The following is a 17,881-nucleotide window of genomic DNA, read 5'->3' on the forward strand; positions in this document are numbered from 1 at the left end:
AGGTGATGTTTATTACATCATCTAAATGAATTTGCCCTAAAGAGCTTTTTATGCATTATTTGCGTCACTCTCGGTGTTTTCTTTATCTGCCTTCATCGCCGCTACCAATAAATCAAACACCAGTTTCATAAATTTCTGGCCTTTATTGGCATCACCCATTACTTGCATTGTTTGGTTTTGATTCGCTGCGGCTGAATCGATGATGGCGCTATCGAAGGCTTTGGCGAAGTCGCCCAACAGCGCTTGCTCAGGTGAGTTATTGGCTATTTGATCCATGACTTTTTGGTTTTCGCTCATTTTGTCGCGGATGGTGTAGGCGTAGTTCACCATATCTTTGTCGGTAAGTTCATCGGTGACAAAGATTTCGTTTAATCGATCAATAATTTTCGAGAGAAACTCTTCTTTTTGGTCGCGGCCTGCCCCCGAACCTAATTCAGTAATTGGATCTAACTGCTCGCCAGCATCTACCACCAGCTTTAAATCCTGCTGGCGCAATAGTGATAGGCGATAATGACTCAAGCTAAGGTTATCCAGATCTATCTCATCCTGTTCCAGTACAACTTCGCGCAGCATGGGGCGCAAGGTGCGAGCGTAGAGGCAGAGTTTTTCCAGGTCGCTGTCTTCGTAGTTGACGATTTGCGACATAAAATCGTAAAAACGCACAAAGCTACCTAAATCCTTTTTAAAGACTTCTAAAGCATCTTTGGCTTTTTTGCATTCTTTAAGGCTGTTTTCAGTGTTTGCGATTAATACAGCGTCGCCTGTTTTTTTGGTGCGCTCAAAAATCATCTTCGCATCGCTAAAGGCTTCAGCGGCATGCTTGTAGCGTAGAGTCCAGCGCTCTACAGCTGGTTTGCAAATATTAGAGACAGCGGCATTGGTTTTATTTTTTACATAAAACGCTCTGCAGAATTGTTCGACCTCCGTCCATAAGAAAATACCGCCTGCGCGCAATTTATCGAGTAACTCGTATATCAAGTTCGGGTCAGATACATCCGTCAGCTCGGCCGTTTGGTAGTAAGGCTGGAAGGAATCCAATATCTCTTGCGGCTCGTTAAAGAAATCCAACACGAAAGTGCCGGTTTCTGCCTTGCTGGGATAAGTGCGGTTTAAGCGCGAGAGCGTTTGCACACACTCAACGCCTCCCAGCTTTTTATCCACATACATAGCGCAGAGCTTGGGTTGGTCAAAGCCGGTTTGGAATTTGTTGGCGACTATCATTACCTGGTAGTCGTCTGTATCAAAGGCTTTGCGCATATCACGGCCGTGCAGGCCGGGGTTCATATTTTTCTCGGTAAATTTCTCACCCACCAGCGCTGCACTGTTTGGATCATTAGGTGTAAATTCTACTTCGCCGGAAAATGCGACCATCGCATGAATTTTTTGGTAACCCTTTTCGGTAATATATTTATCAACGGCGAGCTTGTAGCGCACCGCCTCTTTGCGCGAGCTGGTCACTACCATCGCCTTGGCTTGCCCATTGAGTAGCCCCATTACATGCTCTTTAAAGTGCTCAATAATGACCGCAACCTTTTGGCTGATGTTATGGTCGTGCAGGCGTACCCATTGATTGAGCTTGGCTTTAGCGCGATTACTTTCTACCTCGGTATCTGCCTCAGCAACTTTTAGCGCAAGTTTGTAGGCGACTTTATAGTTAGTGTAATTTTTTAGCACATCCAAAATAAAACCTTCTTCAATCGCTTGACGCATACTGTACACATGGAAGGCTTCGGGTTTATTGGTTTTGGAGGGCGGTTCGGTGCGGTTGGGGCAACGGCCAAACATTTCCAGAGTCTTGGCTTTAGGTGTGGCGGTAAATGCAAAGTAACTTAAATTGGTATTAGATTGGCTTGCAGCTGCGCTGATAACGTCTTCCCCCTCCAGTTCATCCTCATCATTTTTGCTGGCGTCTAATTGCAAAACATCTTTGAGTTTTTTGGCGGTTTGCCCGGTTTGCGATGAATGCGCCTCGTCCGCAATAATGGCGTAACTGCGCTCTTTTAACTGCGCGCTGTTGGCGATGGCTTTTAATACAAAGGGAAAGGTTTGAATCGTAACGATAATAATAGGCTGGGATTGCTCCAACGCGCTCGCCAGCTTTTCAGATTTTGAGCCGTCACCCTCTTGATTATTAATACGCCCTACAACACCTTCGGTGTGTTCGAATTGGTAGATGGTGTCTTGCAGTTGCGCATCCAATACGGTTCGGTCGGTAACGACTATCACTGAATCAAACAGCTTTTTACCTTGCTGGGTATAGAGCGATGACAGTTGATGCGCAGTCCAGGCGATGGAATTGGATTTGCCCGAACCCGCGCTGTGCTGAATTAAATAGCGCTGACCTGGCCCTTCGCTTTGAGCGGCCGCTAACAAATTATTCACCACCCGCCATTGGTGATAGCGCGGAAAGATCATGCTTTCTTTTTTGTACTTCTCGCCCTCCCAGGTTTCTTTTTCTTCGATGTTCAAATGCACAAAGCGGGCGAGAATATTTAACCAGTTGTCTGGCAGCAACACTTCATTCCACAAATAATCGGTAGCATATTGGTGGATGTCTTCCGGTGTATCGTTACCGGCAGCGCCATCGCTAGTACCTTTATTAAAGGGTAAAAAGAACGTATCGCTACCTGCCAGCTTGGTGGCCATAAATACTTGATACTGACTCACCGCAAAATGCACCAGCGCGCCGCGTTTAAAGGTTAATAGTGGCTCCGCCTTTTTAGCGACGGGGTCCACCGGCAAGCGTGTGGTTTTGTATTGCTTAACTGCGCGATCTACCGCTTGTTTAAATTCCGATTTTAATTCCAGAGTAGCGACAGGCAGACCATTCACAAATAACACCAGATCAATTCGCCATGCTTTAGCAGCATCAGATTTAACTGCTTTCGTTTTTTCAATTGCAGCATTGGTATAGGCCGATGACATCTCAGCAATTGAGGTGCCTTTATTTAACTGCTGAGCAACCCAAGGGCTATAGACCAGCTCGGGCACTAAACGCAGGCGGTTTTGTTGGTAATTGGCGAGGGTGTCCGGGTTAAGGTCATGCTCGGGTTTAAATTGGCAGAGGCTAAAGCGGGTATTGCGGTCGCGCAGTTCGTGGCGCAATACACCCAAGGTGCCAAACTTGCGCGATTCGCTGCTGGTCGCATTGGGGTCAGCTTTATTAAGTTGCTTTGCTACCAGCTCGATAAATTTTTCATCGGGGCTTGAAGGATAGTTAGCGCAAAACTTTTTCCACATCTCCGGCTGGGTGGTTTGCACAAAATCCAGCGTGTCCTGCGTGTAGAGCGCCAGCTCGCGGTTGTAGTGTTTTGCTTCGCCTAACAACCAACCACTCGCCAGCATTTGGCGAATAATATCCTCTTGAAAAATACGCTCTGCCGTTTGGTCTAGCATGGTGTTCCCTTTGTATTTACTTATTGGTGTGTTGGTGCCTGCCAGTTGCGCACATCGATTTTGCCAGTGACGGCGGCGGAGATTAGGGCGGTGCGGCGTTCTTTCAATATTTCTATTTTATTTTCTGCAACGTCAATTAATTTTGAAAATTTAGATTTCATATCTTGGATATGCGCATTAATTTCAATTGCCTCAGTAAATGGAGGCACTGGAACTCTCACATACTTTACTTCACCGCAATTTAGATGGGGGTGCATGCCGCCGGTTCTTATGGAATACAAAACTGCATATCCATAGCTCGAACTTAAGACGTTTGAAAGAAATTCGCCTAACATCATATTTGGATTGCACTGAACAATAATAAGTGCATGGCAGTTGAATCCTTCTTCGTGTTCAGACACAAGGCCAACATCTCCAGCCCCTGCACCCGTTTGGACAATTAGAACATCTCCTTTCTTCAAAATAGACTTGGAATTTTTTTCACTCCATTCTTTAGTTACATAATATTCGCCATCAAAATTCACGGCACCTTTTTTAATATGTGTCGCTTGGATGTAGGACACCCCCTCGTTAACAAGAATATCTCTAGTTGGCCCTACATATCCATTCGTGATTTTTGTAGAAATTTTTGAAATAGGCAGAGTTTCCCAATGCTCCGGCACTTCCCCCAACCACTCCACACCAGAACCTTTCATAGGTGCATTAGGATTAAGCCCTTTGGTAACCGCATGGCTGATAACGGCCTGGCGTTTTTCTTTTAGCAGTTGAATCAGTTGTTGTTGCTGTTCGATCAGCGTGTCGATTTTTGCGGTTTCGTGGTCGAGGAAGTTGGCGATTCTATTTCGTTCATCTTTTGATGGAAAAGTTAAGTGATATTCAGCGACAAAACTATCTGCAACTCTTTTTTGCCCTCCGGCACCGTACATTGAACTTTCGGCCATAAATTTGAATGGATCGCAGTTCAGCAAATAGAACAAAAATTTAGCATCAGATTTGGTGACTGGTCGAATAGGAATTACTTCTGTAGTAGCGAAACCAACACCGTTAACTAAGTCATTGGCAATTGCACCCTTACCGTTTTCAAAACAAGGAGTTATTTTGGCGATCATCAGATCACCATTCGCAACGTATGTGTAACCCGTCAAAACTTCCGATAAAAATTTTGTTCGCGATGTATCTAGTTCTCCTTTTTCACCAATGGATTCCATCGGCAAGAAACTAACTAAAGAGTCCGCAGGAAGGCTTCTTACCTCAGACTTTGATGCATTAATCATTGCTATATCTTTAATTCTGCACAGAGTCCAGTGACTTGGCACTTCTCCCAGCCACTTAACTCCAGAATCCTTATACTCTGGATAAGCCTGATACCTACTCAATTTCTATCTCCTGCATGGAGGGCATTAATTTGCTGTTCCACAGCCGCCAAAGTTTCAAGCATTTCTTCAAAGCTTGGCTTTACGCCAAAAATCATTTCACCCATTTCTTTGTAGTCTTGTTTTAGTTTTAACAAATGATGCTCACTTGGCCTGAGTTTAAATGTACCGGCTGCCGCTGTTTCATAACTCGCCCAACTGCTGGGGTAAAAGCGCTGCTTAAACTCAACCACTTGTTGCAACATGGCCATATCATTCAGCGCATGATTCACGCTTGGGTTGATGGCTAATTGGTAAGCATCGTAATAATGGCGCGAATAGCGCGACGGCATGGATTTAGTTTCTGGGCGGTGCGCTTCGGCGTGCAAAATAGTTAGCTTTTCCCAAAAGGTGCGCTCAGGTTTTATGGCGGAAACATGAATGCTGGGTTGCACAAATAATTTTGGGAATTTTTCTGCTGCATAAGGTGTTACAGGGTAAATGCCCATTGGCATCATGGCGGCGAGTGGGCCGATTTCTAAACGAATTTGCGGGCGCAAATAGCCTGCTGCAAATTCGGCGGGATATTGAATATTAATCGTGTGCGGATCTTCGTTATCTATAGCGGCGGTACACACAGGCGCTATAACGCTTAATAGTTTTGGCAAAATCGTCTGCGCAATAAACGCTTGCGCTTGGCTGTTCATTTGCTGATTGAGTTTATCTTGTTGGGTTTTGCTGCGTGGCGCTAAGGGGTCAATATCGGTGACTTGCGTCCAATCCAGAATTAAATCTATATCTTCCGAAAAACGCTGAATTAAATTAAAGCATTTGCTTAAACAGGTGCCGCCCTTAAAGCGCAAACAGGCCGCCAGTGTTCGCTCTTCAAACACTTGCATTAATACCCAGCACAACCAAAAGTCTTTTTCTGCCGCTGCGGGTCTAATGGCCATTGCGGTGGCAGTTGCACTGAATACCTCGCGGCGCTCTGCGGCTGAGCGTAGCGCGAGGGTTTTCATGTGGGTTCCTTGTTCGTACTCGCCTTTTGGCTTGGGTACGCGAAAATGCTTTTAATCACCTCATAAATCCAACTGGTGACGTATTGGGTATCTTTCAGGATTCGCGCTCTGCGGTAAGGAGACACATCGCCATCCGGCTGAAAGTATTGGTAAATAGCTGCGCGTTGCTGTTCGCTTAGCGGCTCTTTACCTAAGGCTTCAAGCGCTTGAACCAGCAGGGCGCTTTCCGGGTATTTAAGGTCTAGGTGCGTCATTTTGGTTTTTTGGAACGCGAGTGCTTGGCCTGCGATATCGTAGGTTTTGCTGGGGCCATCGCTAAGGTAAACGTATTGCGTAGGCACCTGTGTAGACAGACCTAAGATATTGAGCGCGGCATTGCCGGATACTTGAATATTCCACCCGTGTTTGCGCGCCAAGGCATGGGCGACCTGATCCATATCTGGCCCCAGGCTTTGACCGAGCAGCTTGCTGTATTTGGGGTAGTCATAAATACCGCGATTGAGCCGCCGGATAGTGCCTTTTTCCGCTAAACGGCTCAGGCTGCGGTCAATAGTGCCCGGCTGGGCGAGGGAGGCAAAATCTTTTTTAGAAAAAGACCAACCCCTACCATGCCCATATATCGAACTAACTATTTGATTTTCAACATTATTCAACTTATCAAAAACCTGTTTTTTGTCCGAAAAATGACCCTATATTTCGGACAGGTTAGCACGCTTTATAAGACAAATATAGCCAACTCAAGCCCACGGGCTGCCGCTTAGGAATGCACCTCTTGCAGCAATGCCAAAATGCTTTTGGTGACTTCATCCAAGTCCGCATCTATCTCTTCCAGCTTGCGCGGCTGTTGGTAAACGTAGAAATGGCGGTTAAAGGGGATTTCATAACCCACTATGCCGATTTCGTTATCTTTGGCATCGCGCTTGTCGGGGTTAATCCAGGCATCGGGCACATGGGGTTGTACTTCTTTTTTGAAGTAGGCTTCGTTAATTTCATTTACAGACAGCGCCGGATTGAGCGGCACGTTTTCGTTATCGCGCAAATCGCCGTCTTGCTCAAAAATTACCACTTTGCCTTTATAGGTGAATTTACCGTAGAAAGGATCTTCTTTTTCCTTGAGCACTTTCTTAATAATCGGTTCGGCTTCCGGGTTCTTCCAGGTAATTTCATCGAGCAATTGTTTTTGCTCTTTGGTATCCAGCTTTATGCCCAAAGTTTTTTGTGTTTGTGCCAAAAGCGGCTCGAATAAATTAAAGTCATGGTATTCGGCATCACCCCCTTCTGTTGAAAAACAGGCGCGCAACTGCTGGGCTTTTTCCATCAGTTTTTTCTGGGAAAGCCAGAGGTCTGCATCCAACACATCTTTAATTTGTTTTTCTTTTAAGTCGGTGAAATCTTTTTTGATTTTGGCACGAATAGATTCTTCATGTGTGGCGAGTTGCCCGTATGTTTCGTCCGTCCATTCTTCACCCACATGTTCGTAAATCCATTCCATGACTGGCTTAAAGGCACCTGTGGCAAAGCGCAGGTTGGCAATCGCCTTATCGCTAAATTGCGCAGACAAACATAAGGGGCGCTCGATAGTAATGCGGCGGTAGCCGAACTCGTGATTTTCAAAAATCTTACTGGCAAAGGTTTTGGGTGCTTCTACCTTCGCGTTGGCAGACTGGCGACCACGATTACTTTTTACGTCGGCGGCTTTATCTAAATCGTAAGCGGCGATCGCATCAAAGTTGCCAAAGCAACGAGTGATAGTGCGAATATCTTCTTCGTCCATCATATTGCGTTTGGAGCCGAGGGATTTACGCATTTTGCTGTAAAGGTCGCTGCCGTTAATAAGCTGCACCTTGCCTTTGCGCTCCGCCTGTTTTTTGTTGGACAAAATCCAGATGTAGGTGGCAATGCCAGTGTTGTAGAACATATCGGTCGGCAGTGCGACTATGGCTTCTAATAAATCGGATTCCAAAATGTAGCGACGGATTTCACTTTCACCACTGCCAGCACCGCCGGTAAAAAGCGGCGAGCCATTGAGGATAATTCCGATGCGGCCACCGCCTTCGTGAAGCTCACGCAGTTTGCTAATCAAATGCAATAGGAACAGTAACGAACCATCGGACACACGCGGCAGGCCTGGACCAAAGCGACCATTAAAACCTTTCTCGTTGTGTTCCTTTTGAATCTCGCCTTCAATCTTTTTCCAATCCACCCCAAACGGCGGATTGGAAAGCATGTAATCGAATTTATCGGCGTAGAGTTGATCGTTAGAGAGGGTGTTGCCCAATTTAATATTGGCAACTTCTTGCCCTTTGATCAGCATATCCGCCTTGCAAATGGCGTAGCTCTCGGGGTTAAGTTCCTGACCAAAAGCCGCCATACGCGCATTGGGGTTGTGCTCGTACACATATTCCATACCGGACGACAGGAAGCCGCCGGTACCCGCCGTGGGGTCGTAAATGGAGCGGATGACATTGGGTTTGGTGAGTGCATCGTCATCCTCAGAAAATACTAAAGAGGTAGTGAGGTGGACAATATCGCGTGGGGTAAAGTGTTCCCCTGCGGTTTCGTTGGAGCTTTCCGCAAACTTGCGGATTAACTCTTCAAACACCAAGCCCATGTCGTGGTTTGAAACCGCCTCGGGGCTTAAGTCAGTCGTACGCACCTTTTGCACAATCTTGTAGAGCAAGTTGGCATCGTTAAGCAAGCCAATAAATTCGGAAAACTTAAAGTGGTCGAATATCTCCCGCGCATCTTTAGAAAAGCTTTGAATGTACTTTTCCAGATTAGGCTTAATGCCGGTTTCGCCCAGCAGACTTAAATCCATAGGGGAGGTATTAAAAAAGGCGAGACCACCGGGATTCTTAGCGGTTTTAGTCGCATTGAGCAGAAATTTTTCTGAGGCCTCTTCGGGCAGCTTCATGGCATCTACTGCTGGCACTTGCGCAAGCACCGCCGCCTTGGTAGAGGCAAGCACACACTCCAAACGGCGCAGCAGGGTAAAGGGCAGAATCACACGACCATATTGGCTCTGTTTAAAATCCCCGCGTAGCAGGTCGGCGAGCGACCAAATGTAGGCAGCAAGGTTGTTGGATTGTTGGGACATGCGGCTCATCCTGAAACTGTTGTTTGAGGCGCATTCTAGTTAAAAAATCGGGTTAAATCAGGTTTTGAACAGTAATTGAGCTGTGATCGAGTGGGGTTTAAAAAGATTGATTTATTTTGGATGAAGCAGTCTTGTTGGTGGGGGTACCAGTTCAAATCCCCCCGGCGCAGTTGAACGTGAACTAATTGGTTATTTCAAATGACGTGCAGGATCTTGGCGGCCATGAAGTACACGGATTATTTCCACGTTTGTGGTCGTAACACGGTAAAACAAAATATGGCTTTCAATTGGTAGGCTGCGCATACTCGCGAGAAGTTCTTGCCGCTCAGTTCCCATGAGGGGCTGTTCAGTCAGTGACCAGAATTTTCCTTTAAGGATTTCCAGATAGGCCTCGGATTGAGCCTGACCCCATTGCCTCAGACCATATTGGTAGATGTCTTTTAGGTCTGCTTTCGCGGCTGGAGCAATGATGAGTTGGTGAGTAGGCACCGCGATCAGTCCTTGATGCTATCAAACAGGGTGTCGAGTGCAGCTTTGGATTCAATGGCAATGCCCTCGCCGTGATCCAACTGATCTACGCCAACTTTTAATTGCTCGCGTAGGCGAGCCAGTTTGATCTCGTGAATCCAGTCTTCGTGGGTGTCCATAAAGCGCAAGGCTTCACGGATGACTTCGCTGGCATTGTTGTAAAGGCCACTTTCCACTTTGGCTTTAATGCGGGATTCGAGTTCCGGTGTCAGTGATACATGCATGGCGGCCTCCAAAGGCAGATATTGCTCTGAAAATGCTAGGGGGGTGTACAAAGATTGTCAATAATTGTATTTCGTGTGTAAGCAACCGCCAGTCAAACGCTGTGCTGGTCTTTTTGTTGAGTTAGCAAGCAATAAAAAACCCGATCATTTCTGATCGGGTTTTTTAGTTGGAATTTGGTGGAGCCGGGGGGATTTGAACCCCCGTCCGCCAGCACTCCATCCGCGGCTCTACATGTTTAGATCCGTTTATTGATTTAACGCTTATCAGCCCAACAGGCAGGACGAAAAGCGCGATCCTGTAGAGTTTTAGCAGCGCCACCCCAGGCAAGCTTTGCTGCGATCCAGTTCTGTATGACGGGCTTTAACGCGGTACTGGCACCTTGTTATAGACCGTTAGCAGCGATTAAGCTGCTAAAGCGTAAGAATCGTCGTTTGCGACTATTCAAGTACAGCTTTGGATTAACGTGATTGGCTGTCATCACGACATGCACCTTGGGCTTTGTTACCGGCGTCGAATCCAAATCGACCCCATTCGCTACTCGAAGGGTTGTTCTTGCGAGCTTCCCACGTCCAGCAGCGAGTGGCGGCATTCTACCTCCATTCTCCCCAGTGATCGAGCCTTAATTTCGGCTCAATCCGATTGGCTTTAATCTCCCCAAACCCCTCTTTTTCAAAAAGGGTGGCATCAAGCCCCTCCCTTTGAAACGGGGCGCGTAGCCAGGGAGGTTGGGAGGGATTGCTAATCGCGGTAGGGAGTGATGGTTTCGATACTGCCATCCGCCTTATGAGTAAGTGGGGCCATTTTCACCGAACGCAAGTGAGTGATACCTTTTGACAGCACTGAATCGTGATAGAACAGATACCACTGGCCTTGGTATTCGGCGATTGAATGGTGAGTCGTCCAGCCGATGACGGGGGTGAGGATTTGCCCTTGGTAGGTAAATGGCCCGTAAGGATTATCGCCGGTGGCGTAACACAAAAAGTGAGTGTTGCCGGTGGAGTAGGAGAAGTAGTACTTACCGTTGTATTTGTGCACCCATGAGGCTTCAAAGAAACGGCGGTCGTGGTCGCCAGCCAATATCGGGTTGCCGTCCTGGTCAAGTATCTGGATTTCTCGCGGTGCTTCGGCGAACTCTTTCATATCAGCAGTGAGGCGCGCGACGATTGGGCCGAGTGCTGGCTCGTTGTCAGCCGGTTCGCCACGGTTTGCGTCATATTGGTTGTTGCGATAATTCTGCAACTGGCCACCCCAAATCCCGCCGTAATACATGTAGTAGTTGCTGTTTTTATTAGGAGTGACATCTTCAAATACTGCCGGGTCGATGGAGTAGCTGCCTTTGATCGCTTCGGGTTCGGCTTTAAAAGGGCCGATAGGTGAATCGCCCACGGCAACACCGATTTGGAAAATATTGTCGGCGCGTTTTGCGGGGAAATATAAATAATATTTGCCGTCTTTGTGCGCAGCATCCGGTGCCCACATTTGGCGTTCTGCCCAAGGGACATCTTTCACATGCAGGGCGACACCGTTATCGACGGCTGGGCTATCGGGCGAGTCCAATGAAATAACGTGATAGTCCTCCATCCCGAAATGATCGCCGTTGTCGTTAAACGGAATGCCCGCTTCGATATCGTGTGATGGGTAAATATAAATCTTGCCGTTAAACACATGCGCCGATGGATCAGCGGTGTAAATGTGTTCAACCAGCGGTTGGGAAATCGCACGCGCTTTTAAATCGGCGATGACTTCCGGGGCTAGGGTTTCTTCAGCAGCCATATCAATGTCTCACTTTCAATTTCAATAAAACTAAAAAATGCGTTTGGAAAATTATTTACCTACCGCTTTGCGGCGCTCGTTCAAATCGGCTTCGATTTGGTTTTCCATCTTCTTGTTGATTGAGAAGAAGAACATGCAGGCAACCGCCATAAAGAATGGCAGCGATGCAAATACGCTTACGCCGGTTTTAATACCTTCAATTGTTTCCGGATTTTGCTGTGCAAGACTTGCTTCGTAACCGTAATGGGCAAGCAGGCCCGCGACTAATGAACCGCCGATGGTCAAACCCAGTTTTAAACCGAGAATCATTGCGGAAAATACCATCGCGGTTGCGCGGCGATTGTTTTTCCATTCGGAATAATCGGCTACGTCGGCGATCATCGCCCACAGCAACGGAATGGTTACACCGTAGAAAAAGCCGTGCAGGATTTGCGATACAAACACAATGCCGATGCTCTCGGCCGAATAAAATTTAAACGCGAAGACAAATACGGTAGAGAGGAAAAGTGCGCTGGCAAATACATTGCGTTTACCAAATTTGTCGGCGAGGTTTTTGGAGAAACCTATACCGATTATCATCATGATAATGCCGCAACCGTTAAATAAACTGAAGGTTGAGGTTGGGGCATCTTTCGGCCATTGGAATTCAGATAAACCGACACTGGTAAGTACGCTGTTGAGTCCGGCGATGAAACTGTTAAAGCCGATATCATTTAAAAACTGCGCAAGATGAGCCTCACTCAAGTAGTTTTCAAAATAATAAATGTACATGCCGCCTTTGAGCGCGAGGGTGACGAATACCAAAATCGTAACCGCCAGCATCACAATCCACGGCAGGTTTTTAGCGAGATCAGAAAAATCCTGCGCGATACTATTACGTGCTTCTACCACCGGCAAAATACGCTCTTTGGTGGTGATAAATGCGATCAAAAAGAAAATCGTTCCGGTGATCGAGAACACTAACATGGTGTTGTGGAAACCCACCGCTTTATCGCCGTCACCGAGGATTAATACCAGCGGCAACAACAATACTTGAATAATGAATTGCGCCACCATCACCGCCACAAAACGGTAGGCTGACAAACTATTGCGCTCAGCCATATTGCCGGTCAACACGCCGCTCAAGGCGGAGTAGGGCAGGTTGTTCGCCGCGTAAATCACCAATAGCGCGATGTAAGTTGCAAAGGCGTAAACGACTTTGCCGTTCTCTTCAAAATCCGGTGTGCTAAAGGCGAGTAAGGCAACGGCGCCGAACGGGATTGCGGTCCACAGCAACCAGGGGCGGAATTTACCCCAGCGGGTTGAGGTGCGGTCGGCAATGATCCCCATTACGGGAGTAAAAAAGGCTCCAAACAGGCCGCCCGCCGCCATAATCATCGCCGCTTTTCCGGGCGATATGCCGTAGACATCGGTATAGAAAAAGGCGAGGAAGGTAACCAGTGTTTGGAAGATCAGGTTGGCGGCGAGGTCGCCCAGGCTGTAGCCGACTTTCTCTACAACCGAGAGTTTTTGCGTGGTTTGATTCATTGTTATGACTTCTTATTAATGTAATGGGGTTGTCCAACCAGCATAGCAGTCCATGCCGATCAATCACCCTGTACCGCAGGTGTTGGATACTCGTGTACAAGTCGGCAGTAGGATCGCCTAAACCAATCTTATAGTCAAGGTGTATATAACTGTGGCGGGCTAGCCTTAACAAAACTTGTAGCGGCTTTCAGGTGAGGGAAAGAGGTGGCGAGAGTTTCTGTAGGTTAGGTCGGTGTCAGCGAATGTGCTGACACCTTGATGAGGAGGGTTAAACACTCAAATAACGCTGTACCAAATCATCTTTCAAATCGGCAATCGGGCCAGTGGCGACTACGCTGCCTTTTTCCATAATAAAAAAGTCATCGGCGACGCGGCGGGCGAAGGGCAGTTTTTGTTCGACGAGCAAAACCGTCAATCCCAGCTCGCGATTAAGTTTGCGAATCACTTCGCCAATATCGCGCACTACGTTTGGCTGAATACCTTCAGTAGGTTCGTCGAGGATCAGTAATTTAGGATCGAGCACTAATGCTCTTCCTATCGCGAGCTGTTGCTGTTGCCCGCCGGATAAATCGCCTCCGCGTCTGTGTTTCATTTCTTTTAACACAGGGAATAGTTCATAAATCAATCCGGGAATAAAGCGCGCTTTATCTTTGCGTGCGCCTAGCGATATTTTTAAATTCTCTTCCACCGTCAAGAGTGGAAATATTTCGCGGCCTTGCGGAACAAAACCTATGCCGCCGCGCGCGCGGTTTTCGGTAGAGAGTTTATTGATCTCATAACCATTAAATTGTATGGCACCATCGCGCACCGGCAATAAACCGGTAATGCATTTTAGTAAGGTGGTTTTGCCCACGCCGTTGCGACCGATCAAACAGCCGCAAGTGCCTTCTTTTAAATCGAGCGACAAATCCCAAAGGATATGGCTTTGGCCGTAATATTGATTAATATTTTTAATGTTCAGCATGATTCACTCATCCAAATTCTTTCGCACAAATGCTATTCACCCGTCAGGAGTTACTCACCAAGATACACTTCAATCACTTTCGGATCGTTTTGTACTTGATCCATAGTACCCTCGGTTAACACAGAACCCTGGTGTAATACCGTCACTTTGCGTGCAATTGAGCGCACAAATTTCATGTCGTGCTCAACCACAATCACAGAGTGTTCACCTGCAAGCGATAACAATAGTTCTGCCGTTTTTTCTGTTTCTTCACCGGTCATACCGGCAACGGGCTCATCGACCAAAAGTACGCGCGGGTTTTGCATCAGCAGCATGCCGATCTCCAGCCATTGCTTTTGGCCGTGTGACAGCGAGCCGGCATTTTTGTATCTGTGTTCAGCCAAACCAATTTGGATAAGTACTTCGTCAATGCGGTACAGTTGGGCACTGTTTAATTTTTGGGTGAGTGTCCACCAAACGCGTTTATCGGCTGCCGTCGCCAACTCCAAATTTTCGTACACACTTAGTGCTTCAAAAATGGTGGGCTTTTGGAATTTACGGCCGATACCACCGCGTGCGATTTGGTGTTCGGACAAACCCAGTAAATCAATTTGCTGGCCGAAATAAACGCTGCCTTCATCGGGTTTGGTTTTACCGGTAATTACATCCATCATGGTGGTTTTGCCTGCGCCGTTTGGCCCGATGATGCAGCGCAATTCACCTTCGTCGATATACAAATTCAAATTATTAAGCGCACGAAAACCATCAAAGCTTACGGTGATACCTTCCACATACAAGATAGGGCCGTGGGAAGTATCGAGCGGTGCACCGAAATTAGGATCTTTTTGGCCAATGCTGCGACGGTCGCGAGAAAAAATATTCATTACACAGGCTCCTTGTTAGCAACGGTATTTTCGGTGGTGCTGCTCGCCTCTTTTTTAACCGCAGCCTTCTTATTGCGATTAAATAAACCCACCAAACCTTTTGGTAGCACCAGCGTTACGATTACAAACAACGCACCGAGTGCAAATAACCAGGTTTCCGGCGAGTAAGATGTGAACACAGTTTTGCCGTAGTTAACCGTAAAGGCGCCGACAATTGCACCAAACAAAGTACCGCGGCCACCTGTTGCAACCCAGACCACCAATTCAATTGAGTTGAGTGGCGAAAACTCACCGGGGTTGATAATGCCCACCTGCGGTACGTAGAGCGCACCAGCGATTCCTGCAAGCACTGCAGAGAAAACAAATAACCAGAGTTTGTAACTTTCTACTTGGTAACCGCAAAAACGCGTGCGACTTTCTGCATCGCGGATGGAGACAATAATTTTTCCCATACGTGAAGTCACAATGTAACGACAGGCAATATAGGCAATGATCAACATAAAGCCCGATGCTAAAAACAGTGAGATACGTGTGCCGTTAGCCGCGATAGGAAAACCGAGGATATCTTTAAAGTCGGTCAAGCCATTGTTACCGCCAAAGCCCATTTCGTTGCGGAAGAACGCGAGCAACAGAGCGTAAGTTAGTGCCTGGGTGATAATCGAAAAATAAACACCTGTCACACGTGAACGGAATGCGAGCCAACCAAATACAAACGCGAGTATGCCGGGGATAACAATGACCATTAACATCGCGAACCAAAACATATCAAAGCCCTGCCAATACCAAGGCAATTCTTTCCAGTTCAGGAACACCATAAAGTCGGGCAGGAGAGGATCACCGTATTGGCCGCGCGGGCCTATTTGACGCATCAGGTACATACCCATCGCATAACCACCCAGTGCGAAAAATGCACCGTGGCCGAGCGATAGAATTCCGCAGTAACCCCAAATTAAATCCACCGCTAACGCGAGCAGTGCGTAACATAAAAATTTTCCCAGTAGCGTGACAGTAAATGTCGATACATGCAGTGCAGAACTTTCCGGTACAAGAATATTGCATATGGGCACCAGCACCATCGCGAGCAATACCAATCCCAGCACAATCATGCCGCCGCGATCACTGAGTAATAAACGTTGGGTTAACATAAATTTTCTCTTTAAAATTTTTCCGAAAAACTTAACCCCCTCCCAACCTCCCCCTTTGCAAGGGGGAGGAGCAAAAGCGGCGCTCTGATCTCTTCCCCTTATTGAAAGGTGGGAGATTAAGTGTAACTCCTCCCCATTTTTGAGGGGGAGGCCGGGTGGGGGTTAATCCGCCGCCGCACGACCCTTCTGCGGAAATATTCCTTTCGGTCGCTTCTGGATAAATAAAATCAACAGCACTAGCACCAAGACTTTTGCGAGTACCGCACCGGCGTAGGGTTCTAAAAATTTATTGATAATGCCCAAGCCCATCGCGCCCACAAGTGTTCCCCACAAGTTGCCGACGCCACCAAATACCACCACCATAAATGAATCGATAATGTAGGCTTGCCCGAGGTTGGGGCCGACGTTGGTGAGCTGTGACAGTGCAACACCGGCGATGCCAGCGATACCAGAACCCAAACCAAAGGTCATTGCATCTACCCAGCTGGCGCGTACACCGACTGCGCGAGCCATTGCGCGGTTTTGCGAAACAGCGCGAACTTTTAATCCGAGGGTGGTTTTTTTCAGGATCATCAAGAGAGCAAAAAACACCAGCAAACCGAAAATGAAAATGTACAAGCGGTTGTAGGTGATTGAGAAAACCGGATTGATTACCAGTGATCCGCTCATCCATTCAGGCAACTCTACGGCGCGGTTAAGTGGCGAAAAAATGCTGCGCGCTGCTTGCTGCAAAATCAAACTGATACCGAATGTGGCGAGCAATGTTTCCAGTGGACGACCGTATAAAAAGCGAATCACGCCGCGTTCAATCGCAATACCTACTAAGCCAGCAACAATAAAGGCAGCTGGAATAGCGATCATTAAACTGTAGGCAATTTGGTTGGGGAATAGTTGTTGTACTACCCAGGTTACGTAGGCGCCGATCATCATCAATTCGCCGTGCGCCATATTAATTACGCCCATTACGCCAAACGTAATGGCGAGGCCGATTGCTGACAAGAGCAGTACCGAACCAAGGCTCAAGCCAAAGAAAATATTTTCTGCGAGGCGAAACGCGGAGATGCGATCTTCAATGGAATCGAGTGCTAACTTGGCCTGCAGTTTTACTTTTTCCTCTGCATCGTTTTCAGCTACATCAATCAATGCGGTACGCACTTCCGGTTGCAAGCTGCCGCGCAATATTTGCACTGCATCCAAACGCACTTGCATTTCCGTGCTTTGCAAATTCATTAATGCTACGGCTGCGGTAATTGCTGCGCGTACATCGTCATCCGGTTCTGTTTTCTGCCGCTCTTGCAATAATCCAATGCTGTCTTCATCAACACCATCGGCAATCATGCGGTTGACTGCATCCAAACGCACAGCAGAACTTTTATCATTCAGATTCAGTGCGGCTAATAGCGTGCGCAATTGGGTACGCATTGTATTGTTGATAGGAACGCGCTTGAGATCATCGGTAGCGGAAGTAATTTGTTCACCGCTAATCGCGTTGGTAAATGTGTTGCTGTTACTCGCGATAGCAACTACTGGATCATCACCTTTGGTGGCGTAGAGCGAGCCTTGTTGCAGTGCAGAAAAAATAGCGGCTACGCGCTCGTCATTTAATTTGGCTAATTTTTTAGCCGTCTGTGCACGCTTGGGCAAGCTGCCTTGGGTAAGTGCTTTGACGAGGGTGTCAAATTCAGGTTGGGATTCAGCCGCTTGTTGCGTCTCTTGCGCTTCGGCTGCGGGTGATACATCGGCCTCTGCCGATTGAATTGGCTCTTGAGCAGTAGTGCTCTCTTGCGAAAAAACCGTTGCTGAACAGCAAATTGATAACAGTATTATCAATTGCACTTGCCATCTGCCAAGCGGCTTTAGTGGGTTTCGCATAGTCTTGTCTCTGTTAACGCAAATAAAATAGGGTTTGGATATTTTTAGTTTTATGTGTTGCTTTTCGTTTTTTCAGGTGTTCTTGAATATTGCTAAATCGTAAATGAATTACTTGATGTT

13 protein-coding genes and 1 other RNA gene are annotated in these 17,881 nt (G+C 47.2%); all 14 read right to left on the reverse strand.

Annotated elements, in window-relative coordinates; all coding sequences use genetic code 11:
- Window positions 1-48: 48 nt before the first annotated feature.
- Entirely contained in the window at window positions 49-3,396 is a 3,348-nt protein-coding gene (locus AAGC78_RS11045) for a type I restriction endonuclease subunit R (RefSeq protein ID WP_435784137.1), read from the reverse strand.
- Window positions 3,397-3,416: 20 nt separating this feature from the next.
- The gene (locus AAGC78_RS11050) at window positions 3,417-4,772 is read right to left on the reverse strand and encodes a restriction endonuclease subunit S (protein ID WP_435784138.1); all 1,356 of its coding nucleotides are present in this window, start codon (window positions 4,770-4,772) and stop codon (window positions 3,417-3,419) included.
- The gene (locus tag AAGC78_RS11055; RefSeq protein WP_435784139.1) at window positions 4,769-5,767 is read right to left on the reverse strand and encodes a nucleotidyl transferase AbiEii/AbiGii toxin family protein; all 999 of its coding nucleotides are present in this window, start codon (window positions 5,765-5,767) and stop codon (window positions 4,769-4,771) included. The genes AAGC78_RS11050 and AAGC78_RS11055 overlap by 4 nt, the downstream gene beginning before the upstream one ends.
- A complete protein-coding gene (locus AAGC78_RS11060; RefSeq protein WP_435784140.1) occupies window positions 5,764-6,420 on the reverse strand; it encodes a DUF6088 family protein in 657 nt (218 codons plus the stop codon). The genes AAGC78_RS11055 and AAGC78_RS11060 overlap by 4 nt, the downstream gene beginning before the upstream one ends.
- A 104-nt stretch (window positions 6,421-6,524) precedes the next feature.
- Window positions 6,525-8,864, reverse strand: coding sequence for a type I restriction-modification system subunit M (locus tag AAGC78_RS11065; RefSeq protein WP_435784141.1), 2,340 nt, complete (start codon window positions 8,862-8,864; stop codon window positions 6,525-6,527).
- A gap of 189 nt (window positions 8,865-9,053) precedes the next feature.
- Window positions 9,054-9,353: a type II toxin-antitoxin system RelE/ParE family toxin gene (locus AAGC78_RS11070; protein ID WP_435784142.1), complete on the reverse strand. Its 300-nt coding sequence runs from the start codon at window positions 9,351-9,353 to the stop codon at window positions 9,054-9,056.
- 5 nt (window positions 9,354-9,358) lie between these two features.
- The gene (locus AAGC78_RS11075) at window positions 9,359-9,616 is read right to left on the reverse strand and encodes a type II toxin-antitoxin system ParD family antitoxin (protein WP_435784143.1); all 258 of its coding nucleotides are present in this window, start codon (window positions 9,614-9,616) and stop codon (window positions 9,359-9,361) included.
- Between the two features lie 175 nt (window positions 9,617-9,791).
- Window positions 9,792-10,146, reverse strand: a transfer-messenger RNA (tmRNA) gene (ssrA, locus tag AAGC78_RS11080).
- A 209-nt stretch (window positions 10,147-10,355) separates the two neighbouring features.
- A complete protein-coding gene (locus AAGC78_RS11085) occupies window positions 10,356-11,390 on the reverse strand; it encodes a glycoside hydrolase family 43 protein (RefSeq protein ID WP_435784144.1) in 1,035 nt (344 codons plus the stop codon).
- A gap of 51 nt (window positions 11,391-11,441) precedes the next feature.
- Window positions 11,442-12,917 (reverse strand): MFS transporter, encoded by a 1,476-nt coding sequence (locus AAGC78_RS11090; RefSeq protein WP_435784145.1) that lies wholly within the window; start codon window positions 12,915-12,917, stop codon window positions 11,442-11,444.
- A gap of 268 nt (window positions 12,918-13,185) precedes the next feature.
- Window positions 13,186-13,881 (reverse strand): urea ABC transporter ATP-binding subunit UrtE, encoded by a 696-nt coding sequence (gene urtE, locus AAGC78_RS11095; RefSeq protein WP_435784146.1) that lies wholly within the window; start codon window positions 13,879-13,881, stop codon window positions 13,186-13,188.
- A gap of 50 nt (window positions 13,882-13,931) precedes the next feature.
- Window positions 13,932-14,744, reverse strand: coding sequence for an urea ABC transporter ATP-binding protein UrtD (gene urtD / locus AAGC78_RS11100; RefSeq protein WP_435784147.1), 813 nt, complete (start codon window positions 14,742-14,744; stop codon window positions 13,932-13,934).
- On the reverse strand, window positions 14,744-15,889 hold the full coding sequence (gene urtC, locus AAGC78_RS11105) for an urea ABC transporter permease subunit UrtC (protein ID WP_435784148.1): 1,146 nt from the start codon (window positions 15,887-15,889) through the stop codon (window positions 14,744-14,746). Before urtC ends, urtD begins: the two co-directional genes overlap by 1 nt.
- Window positions 15,890-16,051: 162 nt before the next feature.
- Window positions 16,052-17,761 carry an urea ABC transporter permease subunit UrtB gene (urtB, locus tag AAGC78_RS11110; protein WP_435784149.1) on the reverse strand — a complete coding sequence of 570 codons (1,710 nt, stop codon included), beginning with the start codon at window positions 17,759-17,761 and terminating at the stop codon, window positions 16,052-16,054.
- Window positions 17,762-17,881 lie beyond the last annotated feature (120 nt).

The sequence above is a fragment of the Cellvibrio sp. genome (genome assembly GCF_039207905.1).
Classification (GTDB): domain Bacteria; phylum Pseudomonadota; class Gammaproteobacteria; order Pseudomonadales; family Cellvibrionaceae; genus Cellvibrio.